We start from the raw sequence: 21,708 nt of genomic DNA, 5'->3' as shown, positions 1-21,708 counted from the left end.
GGCGGGGACGGCGGAGCCGGGGGGCGCGGGGGCGTGACGGGCGGTGCGGGCTGCGGCGGGAGGCTCTCCCGGTGACCGGGCCTCACGAGCCGACCTCGTCGATCGCCAGGGTGAAGTGATCCGGCTGATTGACTACGAGCTGCGGAATGGCCGAGTTCAGCGCCTGGCCGGTCGCCACCAGGCTCGCGGTCAGGCACTGGAAGAACTCCGCGACCGCCTTGCCGATGTCGGTCCCCGGCTTGGCCACGAAGGCGAACTCCGGACGAGTCGCGACGTCGATCATGGTCTGCGCCTCGGCGTCGCCGATCCCGCAGGCGATGATGTTCGGCGCGGTGGGGGTCCGGCCCCGGTCGACCAGGGCGGCATGCGGGGCTCGCCAGTCGTGCCCGTCGGAGGGCTGCCCGTCGCTGAGGAAGAACACCACCGGGCGGTGCACCTTGTACCCCTCGCCGCGCAGCCACCGCACGTCGGAGGGGATGCGCTGCAGCAGGTCGTCGAACACGGCCCGGTAGCTGGTCAGCCCTCGGATGACCACCCGCGGCACGGAGGTCTCGGTACGCATATCTGCCACCGCGAGCCTGACCTGCACGTCGTCGGAGAAGCCGAGAACGGCGAGCCTCAGCTTCGCCGCGATCATCGGCTCCGCGCGCAACCCCTCGCACAGCGAGGTCACCCCGCCTTGCAGATCGCTCACATGCGGCCCCATCGACGCCGACTCGTCGGCCACGACGTAGGTAGGCAGCAGCACGCCCCTCGTGTCCGCCATCGATCCGCCTCCTCGCACTCGCTCGTTGATGTCGTCCATGGGCCGGTGTCTTTCCTGCCGGCGGCCGGCCCGCAACGGCGATGCTGGCTTCCCCCGGAAGAAAAGCCCAGGTCATGCAACCGGTCATAGGTGACCGGTCGTCACGGTAAGCTCGTGACCGTCCGGTCACGGAACGGAAGGTGACGGTGTGACGGATACGCTCGGCGAACTGCTGCGCAGGCTGCGCAGGCAGGCGGGGCTGACCCAGCAGGAGCTGGAGGAGCGCGCCGGGGTGAGCGTGAGCACCATCCGCAGAATGGAGAACGACAAACCGTTCGACCACCGGCTCGGCACCGTGACATTGCTGGCGGACGCGCTCGGGGCCGGCCCCCAAGACCGCCAGCGCCTCGCCGCGGCGCTCGGCGGCGTCGCCGGTACACCGGGCGCGGGCAGGCCGCCGCAGGACGTTCCGGCGGCGGACGTTCCGGCCGCGCGTTCACCCGAGGCCAATACCGCCCCCGCCCCAGGCGCCCTCCACAGTCCGCTCGCCGACGCGGCTGACGCACTGGCCGGAGAGATCAAGCGGCGCTGGCGGCACGAGGAGGCGCAGCGCCGGGTCCACCATCCCCACCCGCTGCCGGTGCGGTGGCGGCAGGTGCCGACCGGCCTGGCCGACCACGTCGAGAACAGCCGGCGCCATGCTTCCCCAGAGACGCCGCACGAGACAGACACGGGTGGCTCCCTGGGACAAGTAGCGGATCTCTACCGGCGAGTGGACACGGGCCGGCTGGTCGTCCTCGGCCGGGCCGGGTCCGGCAAATCGGTTTTGGCGATCCGATTCGTCCTGGACCTGCTGGAGGCGCGGGGTACCGGGCGGGGACCCCAGCGGGTGCCGGTGATCTTCGGGGTCGGCTCCTGGGACCCGACCGCGGTCCAACTCCGCGACTGGCTGGCCGAAAGGCTGCTGCGCGACCACCCGCACCTCGCGCGCCGGGTCCCCAGCGGCAAGACGCTGGCCGCGGACCTCCTCGACGCCGACCTCATCCTGCCTGTCCTCGACGGATTCGACGAGATCGCCGAGGGGCTGCGGCGCGACGCGCTCGACGTCCTCAACCGCGTGCCCACACCGCTCGTCCTCACCAGCCGCCGCGTCGAGTTCGCCCAGGCCGTGAAGGCGGCACACACGCCACTCGCCTCGGCCGTCGGCATCGAACTGTGCGACCTGACCCTGGACGACCTCAAGAAGTACCTGCCCCTCACCGACCCGCCACTGCCGGCCACACCCGGCCCGCCGGAACCCTCCGGCATTTCCGGAGACGAAGAGCCCGTTGTCACCTGGGACGCCGTGCTCACCACGGCACAGACCACGAAGGAGCCGGGCGGCACGCACCTCGCCGAGGCCTTGAGCACCCCGCTGATGATCGCCCTGGCGCGGACGCTCTACAGCGACTCCCCCGACCACTGGCCGGACGAACTCCTGGACACGGCGACGTTCCCGGACGCACACGCCATCGAGGAGCACCTGCTCGCCGGATTCGTCCCCGCGGTCTACCGGCACCGCGCCCCCGAAGCGCTTGACGACAGCGGTCCCCGCAGCACACCGCCGGCCCCGGACAAGGCCCAGCGATGGCTGGGCTACCTCGCCCACCATCTGGTCCGGTTCGACCACGAGCGCCAAGACCTCGCCTGGTGGCAACTCGGCGAATCACTGCGCCGCTCCACGCGCGTCCTGGCGGTCGTGCTGGCCTCGGCGCTGTGTGTCGCCGTCGCCACCTGGTGTGTCGGCCTGGCCTCCCTGCCGTTCCTGGGATCCTCACCGACCGCCCTCAGCCCCGCGCAGGTCCTGGTCGAGGGCCTCCTCGTCGGCGTCACCGGCGGTCTCGCCTTCGGCGTCACCTACGCGGTCGTCGGCACCTGGAAGGGGAGCAAGGCCTTCGAGCCCACCGCCGTCCGGCTGCGGCTTCCGGGCACCTACCGCGGCATGGGCCGCCGACCGCGCCGCGAGACCACCGCCCTCTTGGGGGCCGTCTTCCTGGGCGGCCTGGTGGTGGGCGCCGGAATGGCGCTCGTCACCAGCCTGCAGTATCACCTGTTCTTCCACGCGCCGCTTGCCACGTCGGCCATGCTCCAGCTCACGCTCGACAACATGCTGCTGTACGCGCTGATCTTCGGCCCCTCCTCCTGTCTGGTCTTCGGGTTCGTGGTCGCGCTCGAAGCTCCCCTCGATGTCACCACCGCAGCCACCCCGGAGGGGCTGCTCTCCTCCAACCGCGCGACGGCATTACGCCGGGCCCTCATCCTCGCGCCGATGCTGACCCTGACCGTCGTCGTCGGCGGGTATGTGCTCGTCTTCCTGCTGCACGGCGCGCTCGGGCCGCTGAACTGGTCCCTGTTCGACGCACTGCCCGTCGCCGCCGCGAGCGGTCTGGGCGGTGCGGCCGCCTACGTGCTCGCCTTCACCGCGTGGGGGCAGTGGGTGCTGCTGTCGCGGATCTGGCTGCCCCTGACCGGCAGACTGCCCTGGGACACGATGGCGTTCCTCGACGACGCCTACCGGCGCGGCGTCCTACGACGGCGCGGCGCGGTCCACCAGTTCCGCCACCTCCGCCTCCAGCACCACCTCGCCCGTACCTACCGCGACGAGCACGGGGGCTACCGCCCGGTGCACTTCAGCTGAAATCGACCCGGGCGATGGTGAGGCAGGCCAGTGTCACACGAGTCGGGGGCGGGCTTGCCGGAACCGAGCCGGGATCTCCGTGGTCGGCCGCAGGCGCCGTTCTCCGCTACTGATGAGCAAGCTCACCGACGATGGCCGAGCGGCACAGGTCCCCGACGTTCACGCGCCGTAGGTGAGGTCCCCGCCGCCGGCCTCGTTCAACCAAGACAGCGAACCACTGGCGAAGGGCCAACCGGTGGTGGCCACTTCGATCCAGCAGTTGCCCGGCTCGTCCGATGGTTCCAGCGGCTGCAGTCCGGCTTCGACCATGATGTCGTGGGCGACGTTCCCGTCGATCATGACGCCGGCACACCCATGGTGACTGGCTCCCGGATACTCACGCTGGTCATCGGCGGCAGTCTGCGGCAGATCGTTCGACAACGATCGGCTCGCCGGCTCCCGCTACCCATGGCCGGATGGTGATGGCGCTTCATGAGAAGAGCACTGTCCGCAGTGTCCATGTATGCGCGGCGGTCGAGCTCGCGGTCGTGGAGCATCTCACCGCGGGGAGAGAATGCTCCGGCCCTGCCGATCCTGCGGGGCTGAGCCGTCCAGGGAAGTGCCCCGGAGCGACATGAGCACCATCAGGGCACCGCCGCAGACAATGCCCGAATCGGCGAGGTTGAACACCGCGAAGTGCTCGACGGAGATGAAGTCGACGACGTGCCCGCGAAAGACCGCGGGCGCCCGGAAGACCCGGTCAGTCAGATTGCCGAGCGCGCCCCCGAGCATCAGGCCCAGGGCGACAGCCCAGGGGAGGCTCTGAAGCCTACGCGCGGCGCGCGCGATGACCACGACCACCGCGACCGCAATCGCCGTGAACACTGCGGTGAAGGCCTGGCCTCTGCTGAAAGCCGCACCCGAGTTACGGAACACTTGCAGCGTCAGCACGTGGCCCGCCACGGCAACGGGCTCTTGGCCTTCCAACCGCGAGACAGCCACAAGCTTGCTGGCGAGATCCAAGGCATAGGTGAGAACAGCCGCCGTCAGCAGAGCAGTCAGAGCCGGTGTGCGCCTGCCGACAGCACGCGTCGCGGTCTCGGCCGGGGATTGCGAGGCATTGTGGGTAGTAATGATCCGCTCCCTGGATGCCGAGCCGCCCTGGACAACACCACGTTACAAGAGCCTGCGAGGGGAAACGACGGGCAGGCGGCCGGCTCAGCCTTCACACCTTCCGCGGTCCAAGCGCGCTCCTGCTCGGCCGCGCAGGCCCGCGCCGAGTCAGGCCGTGCTTCGGAGACGGGGGTGCGAGCCTTGACCAGGGCGTAGAACAAGGCGGCAGGGCAACCACTTTTCACACGGGCCGCCCGACGCTACGGCATGCCACCGCGCCCCGGGGACGACGGCTGTGTTTCTCGTTGTCGAGGACCTTCACCGGGGCCAGCGAACGGACGTGGTGCGGACAACTGCCCGTCAGTACCATACGGTTCGAGATCTCGCGAGCGCATCCCGCACCGGACGAGGAGACCATCGAATGGAGTCACGCGTCTTATCCGCGGCCTTGCTGGTCGTCGCCCTGACCGCCGTCACGGCCTGCGAGTCGTCGGGAGACGGAAAGCACACGGCGTCGGCGCGGCCCAGCAGCACCGCGCCGAGGATGCGCCAGAATTCCGTTGTCGGCGTCGTGGGAACGAGCCCGGCGACCAAGGCGGTGGGTACTCCCTCGACGGCCAGGGTCGTGGGCCTGGGCTACGGATTCCGCCTGCTGGGAACGGCGACGGCCCCGGTCGTCAGCACCGACCAGGGGCCACGCCAGGCGGCAGCGGGGCAGCGGCTGCTGCTGGTCCGTTACGACGCCACCGGCTCGCTGGGCGGGCAGTCCGGCTCGGACACCCCCGGTCTCACCATGAGGGCCACCCTTGTGGTGGACGGCACCCGTACCGTCCTCAGTCCGGACGCGCTGCCGTCGGGACACGATGAAACCGTCGCGATGTCCGTGGCCGAGAACGCCCACGACCTGTCCCTCGAATTCGAGACGGGAGATCTTGTTCAGTCGCTTTCCCTGGTGACCGGAGTACGGTCCGGCGCTGATCCGGTGGTGCTCTACCGGACGGACGCCGGGAACCAGGATGCGACGGGTTTCCCGAGCGTCACCGCGGAAATTTCCAAACGCCTTTCCTTCCCCTTCGCCCTCATCTCCTCGAACGGGCAGCAGGACACGTTCCCGGACGGGAAGTATCCGACGACGATCGACGTCGAGAAGGCGCATCTCACTTACACCCTCACCCAGCCCGACAACGAGCTCAGGTTTCCATCGAGTCCCGACAAGGCGTTCCTGACCCTGGACACCCAGGTGACCGGAGGAAACAGCTGGATGACGGCTCTCCCCACGAAGGACTTCGTCCTCACCACCGACAAGGGGCAGAAAGTACCGGCGCAGCGGTTCGACGATCCCGGGCTGCGGACGGGCGACCTGCAGGACTCCGACAACGCCTTCTTCGGTGGAAAGGTCTACTGGGAAGTCCCCGGTGACACCAAGTCGGCGACGCTCACGATCACCGCCACGAAGAACCACCACATGGGAGGGCTCTTCAACAGTTCGATGCTCGACTACCACAACAACAGGCAATCTTTCGACATACAGTTCTGACCGGGTCCGGCCATACGGCCACCACGCCTGACCGAGCGCCCGTGAGCGCCGTCCCCGCCGTCCCGGCGGGAACGGACCCAGGGCCTCGGCGTAGCTTCGTCACGCCCGGTCCGCAGCCCGGACGGCCGCTGACGTGGGCCAGGCGGCAGCTGATCGACGGCATACGGTTCCGGGTCCGCACCGGCATCCCCTGGCGGGACCTGCCAGCCGAGTACGGACCGTGGGGCCGGGCGCACGACCTGTTCCGCCGGTGGCAGCGGGACGGCACCTGACATCGGATCTTCACCGCGCTGCAGGCCCGGGCCGATGCGAAAGAGCTGATCACCTGGGACATCAACTCACCTGGGACATCAACGTCGACCCCACGGTGTGCCGGGCCCACCAGCACGTCGCCGGGGCGAGGAAAAGGGGGCTGCAGAAGGAGCCGCCCGGTGGCGTCGCCGTCGAGCCGGACGACCACGGGCTCGGGCGCTCGCGCGGTGGCCTCACCACCAAGCTGTACCTGGCCGTCGAACAGGGCCAGAAGCCCATGTCCATCGTGATCACGGCCGGGCAGCGGAGTGATTCCCGCAGTTCGAGCCCGTCCTGAACAAGGTCCGTGTCCCACGTCCCGGGCCGGGCAGGCCGCACCCGGTCAGGTGGGGTGCGCGTCGACAAGACGTACGCCTCCCGGAAGAACCGCGCTTACCTGCGGCGGCGCGGGATCCTCTGCACCATCCCGGACAAGGTCGACCCGCAGGACTACAAGGCCCGGCAAGCGGTCGAGTGCGCGAACTATCGCCTCAAGAGGCACCGGGCCGTGGCCACGAGGTACGACAAGCTCGCGGTGCGCTACGAGGCGACTGTCATCGTCGCGGCCATCAACGACTGACTCTGATTGCCTGCAACGCCGTCGGGATGGTGAACTGCAACTCCGGGCGTTCCCAGGCAACCTTCGGCGGCGATGGAGCAACTGTCCCCACGCGCTTCGCGCCCATGCGTCGGTAGAACTCCTCTGCCGGCGGATGGGCCACCACGCGCACACTGGTCAGCCCGGCTTCCCCGGCCTGAACGATCATGTGCTCGACCAGATGCCGACCGATACCCAGACCCTGCGCCTCATCGGAGACGAATGCCAAGTCCAACTCCGTCGGCTCCAGCACGAGGGAGTAGAACCCCAGTATCTGCTCGGATGCATCGACGGCCACGAAAACCCCATGGCGGGCGATGTACTCCGCTGTGACCCGGTATCCGGAGATGATCGAGGCATACTGCCCTTGATAGGCACTGGACTGCTGAATCAGCGAGGTAAGGCGCTGCGCATCCTGCGCGACGGCACGCCTGATCGTCGTGGACTGCATCCGTCAGAGTATAGGGGCGTAAGTCGCCCGCACTCATTACTTCTTCCACTCGAGATCCACTTCCGATACACGCCCTGGTGCCGCATCAGTCAACGTTTGCCCTGTCCACGGCGGCAGCCACGGAGTAACCACCGCCCCATACGCATCAGATGATGCAGCGGCGGATCACGTTGCCCTGTTCTTTGTGGCTGGAGTGGTAGGTGCCGTTCACGCGACGACGATCTGGCGCCCGCCGAGGGGGCCGGGCTGCTGGCCGTCACCGGCACAGGGCTGCGTTTCCGGCATCTGCTGGTTCGGTTCGCCGCCTACCGCAGCGCGCCGCTCGCGGAGCGGATCGCGGCGCATCTGGCGTTGGCGCAGGCGCTGGCCGGCGCCGGGCACGCGGACCGCAGTGCCTGGCACTTGGCCGCGGAGGCGACCGGGCCGGACGAGCGGGTGGCCACGGAGCTGGAACAGGCCGCCGAGTGGGCGGGCAGCCGGCAGGCGATGGCGTCGCCCTCCGCTGTCTACGAGCGGGCCGCTCAGCTGACCGCAGAGCCGGCGCTGCGGGCGAGGCGTCGGATCGGCGCGGCGCAGCGGGCCAGCGAGGCCGGACAGGACGAGCGCTGCGGGGCTCTGGCCGACCAGGTGCCGCAGCCGTTGCAGGATCCTAAGATGGCGGCGGACTTCGCCCGGGTGCGGGCCGTGGTCGAGCTCGGCTTCGGCAGCCCGGCGCGGGCCGCCCGGATCCTCGCCGAGGGCGCGGACGCGACCGCCGCGCAGCGCCCCGACAAACTCCCCCTGCTGCTGACGGCGCTGCACGCGGCGTTCGCCGCGGGGGACGCGGCGCTGATCGCCCAGATCGCGGCCCGCGCACCCGATCTGCGGGTCCTCGGGGTTCCGGCACACGTTTTCGCCGACGCGGGGGCCACCCGGCACGAGAACGAGGATGCGGCCGCGGACGACGTCCCGCTGACCCCGACGTCCGTGGCGCGCGGCGGCTGCTCGCCGAGTTGGTGGCCGCCTGCGACCGCGATGAAGTCAGCCTGATGTACCGGCTGATTGGTCGTGGTGGTCGGCCGGCCGCTGCCGGGGAACCGCAACGACTACCTGGCCCGGGTCGAGCCCGGCGCCAAGCGGGCGGTGGGCAACACTACGACGATCGCGGACGGCGGCTGCCCGGGCACCGGGCTGGTCATGCCGCACCGCCGACGCAAGGGCGAGAAACGGCCCGACTGGAAGGAGGCCCACAACAAGAGCCACAAACGGGTTCGCGCCCGCGTCGAGCACGCCTTCGCCCGTATGAAGACCTGGAAGGTCCTGCGCGACTGCCGCTTGAGAGGCGAGGGTGTGGGCCATGCGATGCACGGCGTTCCCGTCTACACAACCTCGCTCTCACGGGATGACTCCCGCCGCATGCGGGACCTGAGAGGTCCACGGGAGGCCGGCCGTCGGGAACACAGGCTGCACCGATGTTCCCGAAGGCCTGAGACGGCTCCCCCATCTCGCAGTCTCGGGCGAGAATCAGGCGAGGCAGAACTCGTTGCCCTCGATGTCCTGCATCGTGATGCATGACTCGTTGACGCCATCGGCGCGCTGCGTCAGCACGTGTTTCGCGCCGAGCGCCATCAGCCGCGCGCATTCGGCCTCGAGTGTGGCCAGGCGCTCCTCGCCCACGAGCCCGGCGCCGGCCCGCACATCGAGATGCACCCGGTTCTTGACGACCTTGCCTTCGGGAACTCGCTGGAAGAGCAAGCGCGGGGCTACACCCGTGGGATCAGTGCACGCGAAGTAGACCTCATCCTCGGGCGGCAGCGAGCGGTGGTACTCCTCCCAGGTGGCAAAGCCCTCCGGGACCGTCGGCAGGACGTACCCCAGCACCTCGCACCAGAAGGCGGCCAGGCGCGCAGGCTCCGCGCAGTCGAAGGTCACTTGGAACTGTTTGATCGTTGACATCGGCGCACGATAACAGGAGCCTGCGCATCTTCCCAGGTCAGGAGGTCCGCACGTTGTCGGGAGGAGGCGCCTGCTCCCCGCTGCTGTGCTGTGCGGTCGCAGGGGTGAACCGAGTCAGTGCCTGTCCGAAGGAAACCTGGGATGCGATCCCGGCCAGCCACTCTCGTGCTGCAAAGATCAGTTACGGGACAGCCCTCAGCGACTTGTCGGGAAGCTCTCGGCTGAAATGGGTGGCCGCGCCGGTCCCGGAGATTTGCGCTCCGCTGATCACCAGGTCGAACTCGTCGACGGCGTCTAACACCTCAGACGTCATGGCGTTTCCTCGCTGCCCGAGTTGGGCGAGACCGGCTTGTGCACCGTGCACCGTACCCAGGGGAAGCAGGTGCTCAGTGTCGTTCTCACCCCGGCCGTGGCCGGCGACAGTGAGGTACGCGGTAACCGCCACAGGCGAAGTTTAGTATCGCTAAACACCTTGTCGTGGCCTGCCGACTAGGACGCCTAGAGGTGTGACTTTGAGTAATCAGGCTGTAGTTGCGGGTCTCGGTGCCACTGGCCGGGCCATCGCTTCTTCCATGCTGCACCGCGCGGACGTGGAGATCGTCGGAGCAATGGACCGAGACCGCCGCGTGGCCGGTCAGGACCTCGGAGTGCTACTTGGTGGCGCTGCGAACGGTGTCGTCATCGTGAGCGACGCCGCCGACCTGCCGGCCGCCGACCTCGCGATCGTGGCGACCACCTCAGATCTGAACCAGGTCGCCGGCACCCTGTTGCCGCTGCTGGAGCGTTCGTACAACGTCCTGAGCATCTGCGAAGAGCTGGCCTATCCATGGCAGAGCCATCCCGCCCTGGCCCGGCGGCTCGACGAAACGGCGAAGGCGCATGGTGTGACCATCCTGGGCAGCGGGGCGAACCCGGGCATCCTGATGGACACCCTTCCTCTCCTGCTGACCGCACTGACCCAGCGCGTGGAGAGCGTGCGCATCCGCCGACGGACGAACATGTCACGCTACGGCGCGATCCTGTCGAAGTTCGGCCTCGGTCTGACCACAGAGGAGTTCGAGGCGGCTCGCAGCCGTGGGGACGTCGTCGGGCACTACGGCTTCGAGCAGGCCATCGCGGCACTCGCGGCGGGGCTCGGATGGGATCTCGATTCGGTGAACGTGGGGGAGGTCGAACCCGCCGTCGTGACGTCCTCGCCGCGCGTCGGGGAGCACATGCGTATCGAGCCGGGAGAGATCTCGGCCGTCACTCATGCCGCCCGCGGCATGCTCAACGGCGGAGCGGTGATCGACCTGGAGATCACATTCGGGTTGTTCGAGCCGGCCGACGAGGTGGCCGCGGGCGACGACTACCGGATCGTCGGTGAGGAGCAGGTCATCGACCTTCGTTCCTCCGTGGGCTTCGATGCCTTCCTCAGCACGATCGCAGCGGCAGTCAACTCCGCCGCTGCCGTCGTCGAGGCACGGCCCGGTCTCCTGTCGATGGGAGACCTCCCGGCCCGCTCGGTCGCCGCCAAGGGTGAGCGACGAGCAGCCCGGGCCTCGCTCGGGGCCACGACTTCTCAGGACTGAGAAGAAGACACAAAAGACGGAAAACCTCCTGCTCGCCGTCTTCACACGTCTCGCCGCAAAGACACCTGTCGCGGTTGATCGGCTGGGCGGGAACGAGGGCTTGCGGCGCGTGCCGAGCAGGTCTTGACGCGAAGTGTGCAGGACAGACCCCCCACCCGAAGGAGATCAGGACAGCATGAGGACCGACGGCACGAAGTACAGCAACTTCACCGGCTGGATCGACCGGCCGGACGACGTGCAGCCCGCGCTGGACGGCGACCTCACCTGTGACGTCGCCGTCATCGGCGGCGGCATGGGCGGCATGGCGGCTGCGCTGCGCCTCGCGGAGCGTGATCAGGACGTGGTCCTGCTGGAGGCCGAGTTCTGCGGATACGGCTCAGCCTCGCGCAACGGCGGTCAGATCGCCGGAGCACCGGGTGGCGACCTGCGGATGCTCAGCCTCCAGTCCCCGAAGAAGGTGCCGGTCATGGTCAAACTGGCGGAACACGCGGGCCACTACGTGGAAGACCTCATCAAGACGCACAACATCGACTGCGACTACGTGGCGAACGGCCTGGTGTGGGGCGCGGTCTCACCCCTCATGATGCTCAGGGTGCGCACCCAGGCGGCGATCCTGCGCGCCTTCGGTGGGCGCGGGACTGTCGGCAGCAGAGAGGAACTCGGCATCCCTGCCGGCTTCGTGGGCGGTATGCGGGAATCCATCGGCGGGATGCTGAACCCGGGCAAGCTGGCTCGTGGCGTGCGTCGCGCGCTGCTCGCCTCCTCGGCCAAGGTATTCGAGCAGTCGCGGGTGAGTGATGTCCGGCGGACAGGCCGCATTGTCGAGCTCACGACACCGCATGGCACCGTGCGGGCCAACAAGGTGGTGCTCGCAACCAACGTCTATGGCGGCGAGTGGGACATCTGGCCCAAGAACCTCGCGACGCCGCTGTACGTCATCGAGATCGAGTCGGAACCCATCGCGCCGGAGCGGCTCGCCGAGCTGGGCTGGACCAGCCGGTCCGGCATCATCACCCAGCACCAGTTGATGACTCACTACCGGCTCACCGAGCGCAACACCATCGTCTGCGGGGTCCGCCAAGCGCAGCGAGGCCAGACCTATCCGCTCCCGGACCGGGTCCCGGACCCCATTGTCGTGCAGGACATGGGGAAGGATCTGGCCAATCGGTTCCCGTCGCTGTCCGACGTGGCCATCGAGCGGGCCTGGGGCGGTTGGATCGGCATCAGCCCGGACTGGCTGGCGATCGCCGGGCAAGTGGGCGACAACGTCTTCTACTCGATGGCCTGCAACGGCCACGGCCTCTGTCAGGTGCCGTACGTGGCCCATCAGATCGCCGACTACATCGTCGACGGTGAGATGCCGGATGACCTCGCCGGCATCTGGTCGGACGCCTCGAAGTACTCGTCGTCGATGTCGCTGCTGCTGCAGCCGTCCGTCCTCCGAGCCGTCTGGGGACTGGACCGGTTCAACGACTTCTTCAACGGCAGCAAGACACTGGCCCGGCGGGCGCACCGTCGTCGCAGGCGCTCCTGAAGGTCTGGGTGGCGCCTGAGCCATGACAACGTGCTGTGAGATCGCCACCCCCCCTACGACACGACCGCCCAGTCCTACGAAGCAGTCGTCGCCCTCGCATCATTCCTGGTGTGGGCCTGACATTTGACGACAGAACCTAGTAGTGCTTCGTCAGATCTTTTCGGTGACGCTGATCGCAGGCATGTGGGCTTGTGTGGATGCGCTTGAAGTGAACCGATTGCGGGCGGCGTTGGCGATGTTCGTGACGGATGTCTTCGCCTGGGGCCTGTCGTTTGGATCAGGTCGGCCCCGGGGACGTGCGAAGGGCTTTCAGCGTCACGGCACTCGGACCGCTCGCCCGCAGCGAGACGGCCTCGCACCGAACTCTCAAGGGTGTCGATGTGCACGTGGGTGGACTTCACGCGCGCCGTGACCGTGGCACCGGCCTCGATACCGAGTTCCTCGACGGATTCCCGTGTCACGAGCGAGACGATGCGGTGCGGTCCCGACCGGACCTCGACCTGTGCGGCGACGTCGTCGAGCGTCACACGGGTCACGATCCCCGGGAACGCGTTACGTACGGAGGTGACCTCGAAACCTTCCCGCAACGTGTGCGTGCCCACTGCCCGTTCCTTCGCGAACGCGGCCAAGCTCACTCCGTCGATCGCACGGTTCCCCGGCCCTTCCCGGTCCATGCGCAGCCGCCCGGAGTCAGCCCACCTCCGGACGGTCTCCGAACTCACGCCCAGCAGCCTCGCGGCCTGCCCAATGCTGTACGACGGCACAGAGCGAACTCTAGGTCAGGCGCCCACGAAGCACCTGGCGCCATCGTCTGTCATGGGCGGGCGATTGCAGCCCAGCCCTCCGGCGGGATCCGCCGGATATGGCTCTGAGGTGCAGGGTGGGTGAGTTGCCCGCGCAGCGCAGGGGCGCCCCGACCTGGTTGCTCTCGAACTCCGGGACGCTGTCCTCATGCAGCAGGCCGCTGCCAAAGCACCCCCAACACGAGGTACCGGCGGAGGCGTTCGGCGACCGCTCGCCCTGTCGCCGTCGACGCGCAGGCGACCGCCGGCCGACGGCTCGGGTCCGGGCGGGCCGGGGCCGCAGCCTGCGCTCGTCGGCCGGTACCGCGGTGCGGGCGGGCGCGTGGGCGCCCGCCCGCCGGGGGCCCGTCGCGTCAGCGGTTCCCGTGGGAGCGCAGCCAGGCGGTGTGGTCCGGGCCGTAGCGGTAGGCGCGGAAGACTGCGTTCTGGGCGCCTCGGGAGGACTCCATGCCGGTGCCGGTGGCGAAGGAGCCGAACTGCGGGACGACGTACTCCCACACCACATCGCCGTCCGGGGTGACCTCGAAGAGGCGGCCGAAGGAGCCCTCGGCGATGAACGTGTTGCCGTTCGGCAGCCGCTGGGCGCTGGACATGTACGGACTGTAGAAGTTCTGCGGCGGGTTGTCCTCGTAGGACCAGACGACCTCCCGGGTGGCACGGTCGACCTCGATCACCCGTGAGCAGGGGACGGAGGTGTCGTCGCGGTAGGAGCCGTTGTCGAAGACCAGGATCGTGCCGCTGTCCAGCTCGTGGGGATAGTGCTGCTGGGCGAGCACGTCGGGGCCGAGGCGCCAGGTGACGCGGGACGTCTCCCGATCGATGATCACGGCCGTGGAGGCGCTGCGGAAGCCGACCATGATGCTGCCGTCGCGCAGTTCGTTGACCGTGTTGGCCATCGGCCAGTGCTCGCGGGCGAAGTGGCGGTTCAGCGGGGTGTCCTCGGGCGTCAGATGCTCGAAGGAGGCCCAGCGCCAGACGATGTCGCCGCTCCACGTCATTTCGTAGACGACATCGCCCCAGATCGTGCCGTCGGGTGCTTCCGATCCGGGTATGCCGCCGGGGATACGGGCCGCGACGGCCGGTGGCACCGGTTCGACGGCAAGGATGATCAGGTTGCCGTTGGCGAGGAGACTGGCGTCGTGGTGGTGACGGGGGTGGCGGACCTCGCGCAGGACCGAGCCGTCGGGGGCGACGAGCTGGAGGATGCCGCCGTGGTAGACGTCCCAGATCGGGAACAGCGACTCCGCGCCGGTGTCCTTGCCCTGGTAGAAGAGCGTTCCGTCGGGCAGGAGGTGCGCGTGCCGGCCCGGCGGATCGGCGAGCTTCCATTCGTGGGCCAGGTCGCCGTGGCTGTCGATCAGGTAGACCTCGCCATTGCCGGCGATGGGGGTGTAGAGGGTGTGGCCGCCGTGACTGCGGGCCGGGTCGTGGGCGCGCAGGCCGGTACCGCGGCGTCGCAGGGTGTTCTGGTCGACGGTCGTCATCGTGTCCTTCCGGGTGACGTGGGGTGAGAGCGGGCCGGCGGGTGCCGGGGTCTCAGGGGAGGTGTACGGCCTGGGGCGCGGCTGCGGTGAGCGGTTCGCGGTCGATGTACTGGAGGAAGGTCGTGCGGCTCGGTGTTCCCGGCAGCCTCTGCGCCGACTTCACCCAGCCGCCCTCGGCGACGAGCAGGTTCAGCAGGGGCTCGTCCAGGGTCACCGCGTAGTCGTACGAGGCGTAGTAGCCGTCGACGAAAGCCGGCTGCACGGCTCCCGCCGCCTGGGCGACCACCGCCTTGCGGGCGCCCGCGGGGTCCTTGGCCATGGTCTGGGCGGCGGTGGTGAGCGTGCGCAGTACGGCGGTGGACGTGGAGGTGCCGGCGCCGGCCCCTGCGATCAGGAGCGTGCGGTACCTGTAGCCCCGGTAGGGGAGGTCGCGGTACTGGGCGCCGAGTGCGTTCTTGGTGGCGTCGTAGAAGCTGGGGAAGGTCAGGCCGGCGTCGATGTCCCCGCGGGCGAGGGAGGCGGTCACCTGGTTCGGGGCGAGGTTCACGAGCGTGACGTCACCGGGCTTCAGGCCGCCTGCCGTGAGCATGCCGCTGAGGGCGTACTGGACGTTGGTGCCCTCGGGCAGGCCGATCCTCTTGCCCTTGAGGTCGGCGAAGCGGCCGACCGAGGCGGAGGCGGTGGTCAGCAACCGCCAGTCCGTGAAGCCGGACAGCGCGGCGATGATCTTGATTTTCCGGCCGGCGAGGACGGCCGACACGGCCGGCAGGTCGCCCACCACGGCGTACTGGGCCTGCCCGCCGAGCACGGCGTTCAGGGCGTCGCGGCCGGTGCTGAAGGGCTGAACCCTCGCGGCGAGACCGTTCGCGGCCCACTGGCCCTTCTCGGTGGCGATGTGGACCGGAGCGCCGCCGAGGTAGTCGCCGGCCGCGACGGTGACCGGGGTGGTTCCGGGGGGCGCGGTGGTGGTGTCGTCCTGGACGGCGCAGGCGGTGAGCAGCGCCATGAGCGTGAGCAGGGCAGAGAGTGCGGCCGCTGTCCGTGGACTGCGCGGCGATGTTCCTGGCATGGGTTGTCCTCGAGGAAGGGGAGCGACCGGGTCAGTGGCCGACACGGCTGTGCGGGTCCCGGCCGATGCCGAGTTGGGTGACGATGCGGGCGTGGAGTCCCCCGTCCGGGTCGTCGCTGACGTGGTGGTCCGCGATCACCCGGCCGGGGTCCGCAGCCATGACGATCACCCGCTGGGAGAGGGCGAGCGCCTCGTCCACGTCGTGGGTGACGAAGACGACGGTGGTGCGGGTGCGCTGCCACAGGCGCGCCAGCAATTGCTGCATCCGTGCGCGGGTGATCGCGTCGAGCGCGCCGAACGGCTCGTCCATGAGCAGGACTCGGGGTTCGGCCGCCAACGACCTCGCCAGTGCGACACGTTGACGCATACCGCCCGAGAGCTGTGCCGGATACTTGTCGGCGGCGTCGGCGAGACCGACCTCGTCCAGCGCTTCCAGGGCGCGCGCCCGGCGCTTCGCCCTCGTCAGACCGAGGCGTTTGAGGGCGAACTCCACATTGCCGCGGGCGGTGAACCAGGGCAGCAGCGCGTAGTGCTGGAAGACCATGCCCCGGTCGGGGCCCGGGCCGGTCACCGGGACGCCGTCCATCAGGACGCGGCCGGCACTCGGCGGCGCGAACCCGGCGATCGTGTTCAGCAGTGTCGACTTGCCGCAACCGGTCGGTCCGAGGAGGGAGGTGAACGACCCTTGGGAGAAACCGAGTTCGGTGGCGGAGAGGGCGAGGGAGCGGCCGTATCGGACCTCGACGCCCGCCAGCTCGACGAGGGCGTTCATGGAGTCCTCCGCAACGGGGTGTGGGCGGTGTCGGTCATGCTCCGCCGCTCCAATGGACGAGACGGCGGCCGGCCGTGCTGATCAGCGCATCGGCGATAAGGCCCAGCAGGCCGAGCTCGATCAGGCCGACGAACATGTGATCGGTGCGCAGGAACTGGCCGTCGACCTGGAGGCGGTAGGCGATGCCGTTCTGCGCGCCGCCGAGTTCCGCGGCGACCAGCGCCAGGAAGGCGAGTCCCGCCCCGTAGCGCAGCGCCGCCACCACCGCCGGGGCCGCGGCAGGCAACAGGACCTCGGTGAGCCGGCGCAGTCGTGGGACGCCGAGGGTGCGGGCCGCGCGCAGGTAGTCGGCCGGCACGCGGGCGACGCCGTCGTGGACGTACAGCCAGACGGCCAGCAACACGGCGTAGGCGATGAGCAGGTGCTTGGCCTGTTCACCGATGCCGAACCAGGCGGTGACCAGCGGAACGAGCGCGATCGCGGGGACCGGCCGCAGGAACGCCATCACCGGATTGACCAGCGCGGCGACGCGTCGGTGGTGACCGGTGAGGAAGCCGAGCGCGATTCCGGCCGAGGCACCGGCTGCGAAGCCCTGTCCGGCCCGCGCAAGGCTGGCCCGCAGGTCGGCGGGCATCGTGCCGTCGGACCACATCGCGTGCGCCGCCCGCAGGGTGCGCCAGGGGGTGGGCACGAGTCCCTCGCCCAGCACACCGAACCGCGCCGCCGTCCACCACAGGGCGAGCACCAGGCACGCCGAGGCCAGTGGCGCCGCGGCGCGGGCGAGCGCGGTGCGGGCACTCGCCGCCGGCCGCGCCGCCGCACGGGACGGGCCGGCCGGTGCGGCGCGGCGGGGCCGAGGCGCGAGGGCGTCCTCGGACACCGCCGGGGAGACGGGTGGTGCTGTTCGGGCACGGGCCATGGTCGTCCAGTTCCTCTGCCGACGCGCGAGATTGACGTGGTCAATAATTCGCGACGCTTATTGCAGCAGCGTGTCGGCGTCATGAAGCTTCTTCCGGCACCCTGCCCCCGCTCCCCCGGCCTTCCCCACGGCCCGCCCCCGCTGCGTTACCGTCGATCGCGTGCGCCGACCCGAACCTTCTCCCGAGGCCCTGGCTGTCGGATCCGTGATCCGGGGCCACCGACGACGCCTCGGCGTCCCGATGGCCGAACTCGCCACCCGCTCAGGCCTGTCGCAGCCGTTCCTCAGCCAGCTGGAGCGCGGCCTGACGACCCCGAGCCTCTCGTCCATCTACAAGATCGCCGACGCACTGGGCCTGCCCCCGGGCATCTTCCTGCGCCCCGCCGACAGTCCCGACGCGGTGGCACACGAAGAAGACCCGCAGGTCATCCGGGTGACCGAGGGCACCGGACAGTTCGCCCACGTGCTGATCCCGGGCGGGCAGAGCGACGTCATGGAGGCCTACGAGCAGCACTTCGTGCCCGGACAGGGCGAGCGCGACTGGTTCACTCACACCGGGGAGGACTTCATCTACGTCCTCGAGGGCGAGGTCGACCTCGAACTGCGGGGGCAGGACCCGATCCGGCTGCGCGCGGGGCAGAGCGCCCACCATCGCGGGGACGTGCCGCACCGTTGCCGCCTGGTCGGCACCACAACGGCCCGCACGCTCCTCGTGGTCGCTCTGGGCCGGTGAACCGGGGTGACCGGCACCAGCTCGGCGACTCGGCCGGCCCGCGGGGGCCCGGCTGCCGGCTGCCGGCGTCGCGGCCCGCTCGGCCGGCCGGTCACGGCCACGGCTCCGGCTCCGGCTCCGGCTCCGGCTCCGGCTCCGGCTCCGGCTACGGCTACGGCTACGGCTACGGCTACGGCTACGACGCCGGCAGGTGCGCGGCGAGGCCCGCGATCACACCGCTGGATGCCGTAATGCCCAGGAAGGCCGGATGCGCCCGCACCGGGCTCGTCGGCTCCTGTTCGGCGACGGCGGTGACCTGCCGTTCGCGATACCGGAGGACGGCTGTCGCGGCACCGCGGCCGGTCAGGGCGACGAGAATCACGGCCGAGAGGGTGTCCGCAAGTCAGGGCAGCCGGAGTCGTAGGCAGGCGAGGGTGACCATGGCTCGGCAGTGGCGGGCGCGTTTGTCATAGCGGGTGGCCAGGGCCTTGTGGTGCACGACGGCGCTGAACACCGACACGGCGGCGACCGCGCGCCGATCCGGTGATGCCCGTGACCGGCCCGCTCCCGATGACCCCGGGGCGGGCCGGTCCGCGTTCGCGAGCGAGTCCGGCTCCCGCTCCGGCTCCGGCGGGGAGCGCCGGTGGCCGGCGCCCGTGGGGCGCGTCAGTGGTCGGAGCGCGCCACGGGTCGGTGCCCGTCAGTGGGCGTAGATGAAGTCGCGTGCGAAGGCCCAGCGTTGGTTGTCGCCGCCGTTGCAGCTCCAGAGCTGGCCTCCCGTGCCCCACGTGCCGGTCTGCCAGCCGTTGATCTCCAGGCACCCGGCATAGGCGCTCTTGAGCTCGGCCGGGTGAACCAACCCGGTGGCGGGTGGCGGGCGTCGCTGAACCCGTGGGCCGGCCCATTGCGCCACCCCATCCGGCGTGGATGGTCCGGAGCGGCCTCGGGCCGGCGACGCGCTCGCTTCCGTACTCTCCCTCCTCGCGGAAGGCAGCGGCTACCGGCGGAGCCTGCCGTGGCTGAGGTGCGAGGCCAAAAGAAGAGGCAGATGATGGACGAGCAGGCCGCGGCGAGATCACCATATCGGGGGGTATGGAGATGCGACATGCCGGTTCACAAGGTCCGCCCGGACATCAGCGTTCTGAATGACAGCATTGAGGTGCCGGGTATCGGGCACCTTCCAGTGAACGCCTTCGTAGTGCTCGCCTCGCAGCCCGTCGTCATCGACACCGGACTCGGGCTTCCCGACAGGAACTTCCTGGAGGTGCTTGGTTCCGTGCTGGATCCCGCTGATGTGCGATGGATCTGGCTGACGCACCCGGATCGTGATCACACGGGTGGGATATTCGATCTGCTGGCCGCGGCACCCAAGGCGCGTGTCGTGACCACGTTCCTGTCCGCCGGATTGATGTCCTGTGAGCGGCCGCTGCCGCTTGATCGCCTGTATTTGATCAATCCCGGGCAGACCCTGAATGTCGGCGACCGCGCGCTCACGGCGTTCAGGCCGCCGCTGTTCGACAACCCGGCCACGGTCGGCCTCTTCGACGACCGGTCGGGGGTCTGTTTCAGCTCCGACTGCTTCGGTGGGCCGATGCCCAGTGTCGAACTGGCACACGCCGATGACGTCGCTGCGGTCGGCGCGGAGGAGTTGCGGGCGGCGCAGCTGCTGTGGGCCACGGTCGACAGCCCATGGGTGCACAACGTGGATGTCGAGAAGTTTCTCGGCACCTTCCAGCCGCTGCGGGACAGGGAGCCGGAGCTCATCCTCTCCACGCATCTGCCACCTGCTCCGGGGATCACCACGTCGATGATCGACACGCTCGGCTCGGCAGCCGGGGAATCGGCGTTCGTGGGGCCGGACCAGCTGGCGCTCGAGCAGATGCTTGCAGGGTTCGAGCCCAGCGGCGGCGGGCACCAGCCGGCGCCCGGCATCCCGGGCTGACTTCCGCGCCGCCTGGACCCTCATGGCCCGCTACTCGGCCAACGTGCCAGGACACCGACCGCGGACGCCACGCCCGAACCCGGGCGCAGGGGCGGGAAGCCGACCGTCACCGGGACGCTCAGCCGGGCGAACTGGGAGACCCTGAAGTACCAGGGATGCGCCGGCCGGCCGGTCCAGCTCCAGTTCCGCAAGGCCGGCACCAGCCGCTACACCACGCTCAGGAGTCCCCAGCTCCTGACGGGTCATCGGGTGGGCCGGTAATAGGCCGCTACGGGGTCACGCGCCTCCTGGTGGAGGGCCGGACCGTCGTGCGGCACCGTCGGCCAGGCGCCCGATGGCGGGTGGATCGCGACGAGCTGCTCGGTCGACAGGGCGTAGACGACCCGACCGATGCCGGAGCGGATGATGCCGCCGTCGCACATGCCGCACGGCTGGCAACTGGTGTACAGGGTGGTACGGGCAGCGATGTCCGGGTCGAGTCCGCGGGCCGCCCAGCGGGCGAGCTTGAGTTCGGGGTGTGCCGTGATGTCGTTGTCCCGCCGGACCGTGTTGTGGGCCTCCGCGAGCACGGTGCCGTCCGGCCCGGCCAGGAGGGATCCGTACGGCGCGTCGCCCCGGGTGACCGCGTGGGCGGCGATGGCGATGGCACGCCGCAGAAAGGCCTCGTCGGCCGAGGTGATCATGATCGAGTCCTCCAGTGAGTGGCGACGGTGGTGAGCGCCCGCCATGCCGCAGCGGGCCGACGTGTTTCTTCCGGGTCCCCGTGGTAGGGGTCCAGTACGACGGTGTCCGCGCCCAACAGGCGCAACTGGTCAAGGTCGTCGAGGATCTGTTCGACGGTGCCGACGCCGGCGGGCCGGTCGGAGGCGTCGACCGGTGCGCCGGTGACGCGCAGGGCGATGCGGGGCGCGAATGCCGGCAGTGCGTGCCGCCGCAAGGCCGCGCGCATGTGGGCGAGGGGCAGCCGCAGCGGGTGCCAGGCGTCACCGAATCTCACGGCGCGCCGCAAAGCCGCCTCACTGTGGCCGCCGATCCAGACAGGAACGTCGCCCTCCTGCCGCCCCGCGTCTCTGGCCTCCCGAAGGACGCCAAGACATTCGTCCGTCAGCCGGCCACGCGCCGTGAACGGCACGTCCAGCGCCTCGAATTCCTGCCGGGCCCAGCCCACGCCCACGCCGAGGACGAAGCGACCGTCACTCAGCTGATGGAGGTTGGCAGCCATGCGGGCCACCAGCAGGGGATGCCGGTAGGGCAGGACGAGCACGGTCGTACCCAGCCGCACCGTGGTGGTGAGACCGGCGAGCCACGACAGAGTGGTGAACGGCTCGTAGAACGGCTCCGGGTACCGCTCGGCCACGTCGGGGGTGACCGCCACATGGTCCGACACCATGAGGACGCCCAAGCCGAGCCCCTCGGCGAGCCGCGCCCATTCACGCAGGATGCCGGGATCGGTGCCCACGCCGAAATTCGGTACATTGACGCCCAGTTGCATGACTCGAGGCTATCCCTGCGATCATGACGCAGAGAACCGAAACCTCGCTGCGTAGCTGCTGCTTCTCCGTGATTTTGCTGGTAC

General features: G+C 69.6%; 21 protein-coding genes and 3 pseudogenes. 9 read left to right on the top strand and 15 right to left on the bottom strand.

Going from position 1 to position 21,708, the window contains the following annotated elements:
* Window positions 1–82: 82 nt before the first annotated feature.
* Window positions 83–766 (bottom strand): vWA domain-containing protein, encoded by a 684-nt coding sequence (locus ACZ64A_RS27940; protein WP_469814175.1) that lies wholly within the window; start codon window positions 764–766, stop codon window positions 83–85.
* Between the two features lie 187 nt (window positions 767–953).
* Between ACZ64A_RS27940 and ACZ64A_RS27935 the strand changes: the two genes are divergently transcribed.
* Window positions 954–3,422 carry a helix-turn-helix domain-containing protein gene (locus ACZ64A_RS27935; RefSeq protein ID WP_469814173.1) on the top strand — a complete coding sequence of 823 codons (2,469 nt, stop codon included), beginning with the start codon at window positions 954–956 and terminating at the stop codon, window positions 3,420–3,422.
* Between the two features lie 159 nt (window positions 3,423–3,581).
* Here ACZ64A_RS27935 and ACZ64A_RS27930 read toward each other — a convergent pair whose 3' ends face one another.
* Together ACZ64A_RS27930 and lspA are read right to left on the bottom strand one after the other, a co-directional pair.
* On the bottom strand, window positions 3,582–3,842 hold the full coding sequence (locus ACZ64A_RS27930; RefSeq protein ID WP_469814172.1) for a hypothetical protein: 261 nt from the start codon (window positions 3,840–3,842) through the stop codon (window positions 3,582–3,584).
* A 117-nt stretch (window positions 3,843–3,959) separates the two neighbouring features.
* Window positions 3,960–4,451, bottom strand: a complete 492-nt coding sequence (lspA, locus tag ACZ64A_RS27925) for a signal peptidase II (protein ID WP_469814314.1) — start codon at window positions 4,449–4,451, stop codon at window positions 3,960–3,962.
* A 358-nt stretch (window positions 4,452–4,809) separates the two neighbouring features.
* On the opposite strand from lspA, the gene ACZ64A_RS27920 reads away from it, so the two are divergent.
* Together ACZ64A_RS27920 and ACZ64A_RS27915 are read left to right on the top strand one after the other, a co-directional pair.
* On the top strand, window positions 4,810–6,051 hold the full coding sequence (locus ACZ64A_RS27920; RefSeq protein WP_469814170.1) for a hypothetical protein: 1,242 nt from the start codon (window positions 4,810–4,812) through the stop codon (window positions 6,049–6,051).
* A 110-nt stretch (window positions 6,052–6,161) separates the two neighbouring features.
* Window positions 6,162–6,922: pseudogene (locus ACZ64A_RS27915) on the top strand (IS5 family transposase); the annotation flags it as partial.
* On the opposite strand, the gene ACZ64A_RS27910 reads toward ACZ64A_RS27915, so the two are convergent.
* Window positions 6,912–7,391: a GNAT family N-acetyltransferase gene (locus ACZ64A_RS27910; protein ID WP_469814168.1), complete on the bottom strand. Its 480-nt coding sequence runs from the start codon at window positions 7,389–7,391 to the stop codon at window positions 6,912–6,914. The pseudogene ACZ64A_RS27915 and the gene ACZ64A_RS27910 overlap by 11 nt on opposite strands.
* A gap of 351 nt (window positions 7,392–7,742) precedes the next feature.
* Between ACZ64A_RS27910 and ACZ64A_RS27905 the strand changes: the two genes are divergently transcribed.
* Together ACZ64A_RS27905 and ACZ64A_RS27900 are read left to right on the top strand one after the other, a co-directional pair.
* Window positions 7,743–8,420 (top strand): hypothetical protein, encoded by a 678-nt coding sequence (locus ACZ64A_RS27905; RefSeq protein ID WP_469814167.1) that lies wholly within the window; start codon window positions 7,743–7,745, stop codon window positions 8,418–8,420.
* A 12-nt stretch (window positions 8,421–8,432) separates the two neighbouring features.
* A pseudogene (locus ACZ64A_RS27900) lies at window positions 8,433–8,776 on the top strand (transposase); the annotation flags it as partial.
* 118 nt (window positions 8,777–8,894) lie between these two features.
* On the opposite strand, the gene ACZ64A_RS27895 reads toward ACZ64A_RS27900, so the two are convergent.
* Both ACZ64A_RS27895 and ACZ64A_RS27890 read right to left on the bottom strand, forming a co-directional pair.
* Window positions 8,895–9,326, bottom strand: a complete 432-nt coding sequence (locus ACZ64A_RS27895) for a VOC family protein (RefSeq protein WP_469814166.1) — start codon at window positions 9,324–9,326, stop codon at window positions 8,895–8,897.
* 181 nt (window positions 9,327–9,507) lie between these two features.
* Window positions 9,508–9,771: a hypothetical protein gene (locus ACZ64A_RS27890; protein ID WP_469814164.1), complete on the bottom strand. Its 264-nt coding sequence runs from the start codon at window positions 9,769–9,771 to the stop codon at window positions 9,508–9,510.
* A 127-nt stretch (window positions 9,772–9,898) separates the two neighbouring features.
* Between ACZ64A_RS27890 and ACZ64A_RS27885 the strand changes: the two genes are divergently transcribed.
* The gene (locus ACZ64A_RS27885; RefSeq protein WP_469814163.1) at window positions 9,899–10,897 is read left to right on the top strand and encodes a dihydrodipicolinate reductase; all 999 of its coding nucleotides are present in this window, start codon (window positions 9,899–9,901) and stop codon (window positions 10,895–10,897) included.
* A gap of 175 nt (window positions 10,898–11,072) precedes the next feature.
* Entirely contained in the window at window positions 11,073–12,431 is a 1,359-nt protein-coding gene (locus ACZ64A_RS27880; RefSeq protein ID WP_469814162.1) for an NAD(P)/FAD-dependent oxidoreductase, read from the top strand.
* A 374-nt stretch (window positions 12,432–12,805) separates the two neighbouring features.
* Here ACZ64A_RS27880 and ACZ64A_RS27875 read toward each other — a convergent pair.
* From ACZ64A_RS27875 to ACZ64A_RS27855, 5 genes and pseudogenes are all read right to left on the bottom strand, one after another.
* Window positions 12,806–13,195: pseudogene (locus tag ACZ64A_RS27875) on the bottom strand (TOBE domain-containing protein); the annotation flags it as partial.
* A gap of 392 nt (window positions 13,196–13,587) precedes the next feature.
* A complete protein-coding gene (locus ACZ64A_RS27870) occupies window positions 13,588–14,718 on the bottom strand; it encodes an aryl-sulfate sulfotransferase (protein WP_469814160.1) in 1,131 nt (376 codons plus the stop codon).
* A 52-nt stretch (window positions 14,719–14,770) separates the two neighbouring features.
* Window positions 14,771–15,724 carry an ABC transporter substrate-binding protein gene (locus ACZ64A_RS27865; RefSeq protein WP_469814158.1) on the bottom strand — a complete coding sequence of 318 codons (954 nt, stop codon included), beginning with the start codon at window positions 15,722–15,724 and terminating at the stop codon, window positions 14,771–14,773.
* A gap of 94 nt (window positions 15,725–15,818) precedes the next feature.
* On the bottom strand, window positions 15,819–16,559 hold the full coding sequence (locus tag ACZ64A_RS27860) for an ABC transporter ATP-binding protein (RefSeq protein WP_469814157.1): 741 nt from the start codon (window positions 16,557–16,559) through the stop codon (window positions 15,819–15,821).
* 34 nt (window positions 16,560–16,593) lie between these two features.
* Window positions 16,594–17,478 (bottom strand): ABC transporter permease, encoded by an 885-nt coding sequence (locus tag ACZ64A_RS27855; RefSeq protein WP_469814155.1) that lies wholly within the window; start codon window positions 17,476–17,478, stop codon window positions 16,594–16,596.
* A 160-nt stretch (window positions 17,479–17,638) separates the two neighbouring features.
* On the opposite strand from ACZ64A_RS27855, the gene ACZ64A_RS27850 reads away from it, so the two are divergent.
* Entirely contained in the window at window positions 17,639–18,211 is a 573-nt protein-coding gene (locus ACZ64A_RS27850) for a helix-turn-helix domain-containing protein (RefSeq protein ID WP_469814153.1), read from the top strand.
* A gap of 175 nt (window positions 18,212–18,386) precedes the next feature.
* On the opposite strand, the gene ACZ64A_RS27845 is transcribed toward ACZ64A_RS27850, so the two are convergent.
* Both ACZ64A_RS27845 and ACZ64A_RS27840 read right to left on the bottom strand, forming a co-directional pair.
* Window positions 18,387–18,572: a hypothetical protein gene (locus tag ACZ64A_RS27845; protein WP_469814152.1), complete on the bottom strand. Its 186-nt coding sequence runs from the start codon at window positions 18,570–18,572 to the stop codon at window positions 18,387–18,389.
* 318 nt (window positions 18,573–18,890) lie between these two features.
* The gene (locus ACZ64A_RS27840) at window positions 18,891–19,049 is read right to left on the bottom strand and encodes a hypothetical protein (RefSeq protein ID WP_469814150.1); all 159 of its coding nucleotides are present in this window, start codon (window positions 19,047–19,049) and stop codon (window positions 18,891–18,893) included.
* 246 nt (window positions 19,050–19,295) lie between these two features.
* On the opposite strand from ACZ64A_RS27840, the gene ACZ64A_RS27835 reads away from it, so the two are divergent.
* Complete coding sequence (locus ACZ64A_RS27835) at window positions 19,296–20,132, top strand: MBL fold metallo-hydrolase (RefSeq protein WP_469814148.1); 837 nt, start codon at window positions 19,296–19,298, stop codon at window positions 20,130–20,132.
* Window positions 20,133–20,374: 242 nt separating this feature from the next.
* On the opposite strand, the gene ACZ64A_RS27830 is transcribed toward ACZ64A_RS27835, so the two are convergent.
* Together ACZ64A_RS27830 and ACZ64A_RS27825 are read right to left on the bottom strand one after the other, a co-directional pair.
* Window positions 20,375–20,815: a nucleoside deaminase gene (locus tag ACZ64A_RS27830; protein ID WP_469814146.1), complete on the bottom strand. Its 441-nt coding sequence runs from the start codon at window positions 20,813–20,815 to the stop codon at window positions 20,375–20,377.
* Window positions 20,812–21,624, bottom strand: a complete 813-nt coding sequence (locus ACZ64A_RS27825; RefSeq protein WP_469814144.1) for an LLM class flavin-dependent oxidoreductase — start codon at window positions 21,622–21,624, stop codon at window positions 20,812–20,814. Before ACZ64A_RS27825 ends, ACZ64A_RS27830 begins: the two co-directional genes overlap by 4 nt.
* Between the last annotated feature and the right edge of the window lie 84 nt (window positions 21,625–21,708).

This window comes from Streptomyces sp. NPDC104814, from assembly GCF_055583185.1.
The sequence above is the reverse complement of the archived record's forward strand: the minus strand, read 5'-3'. Positions and strand labels throughout refer to the sequence as shown.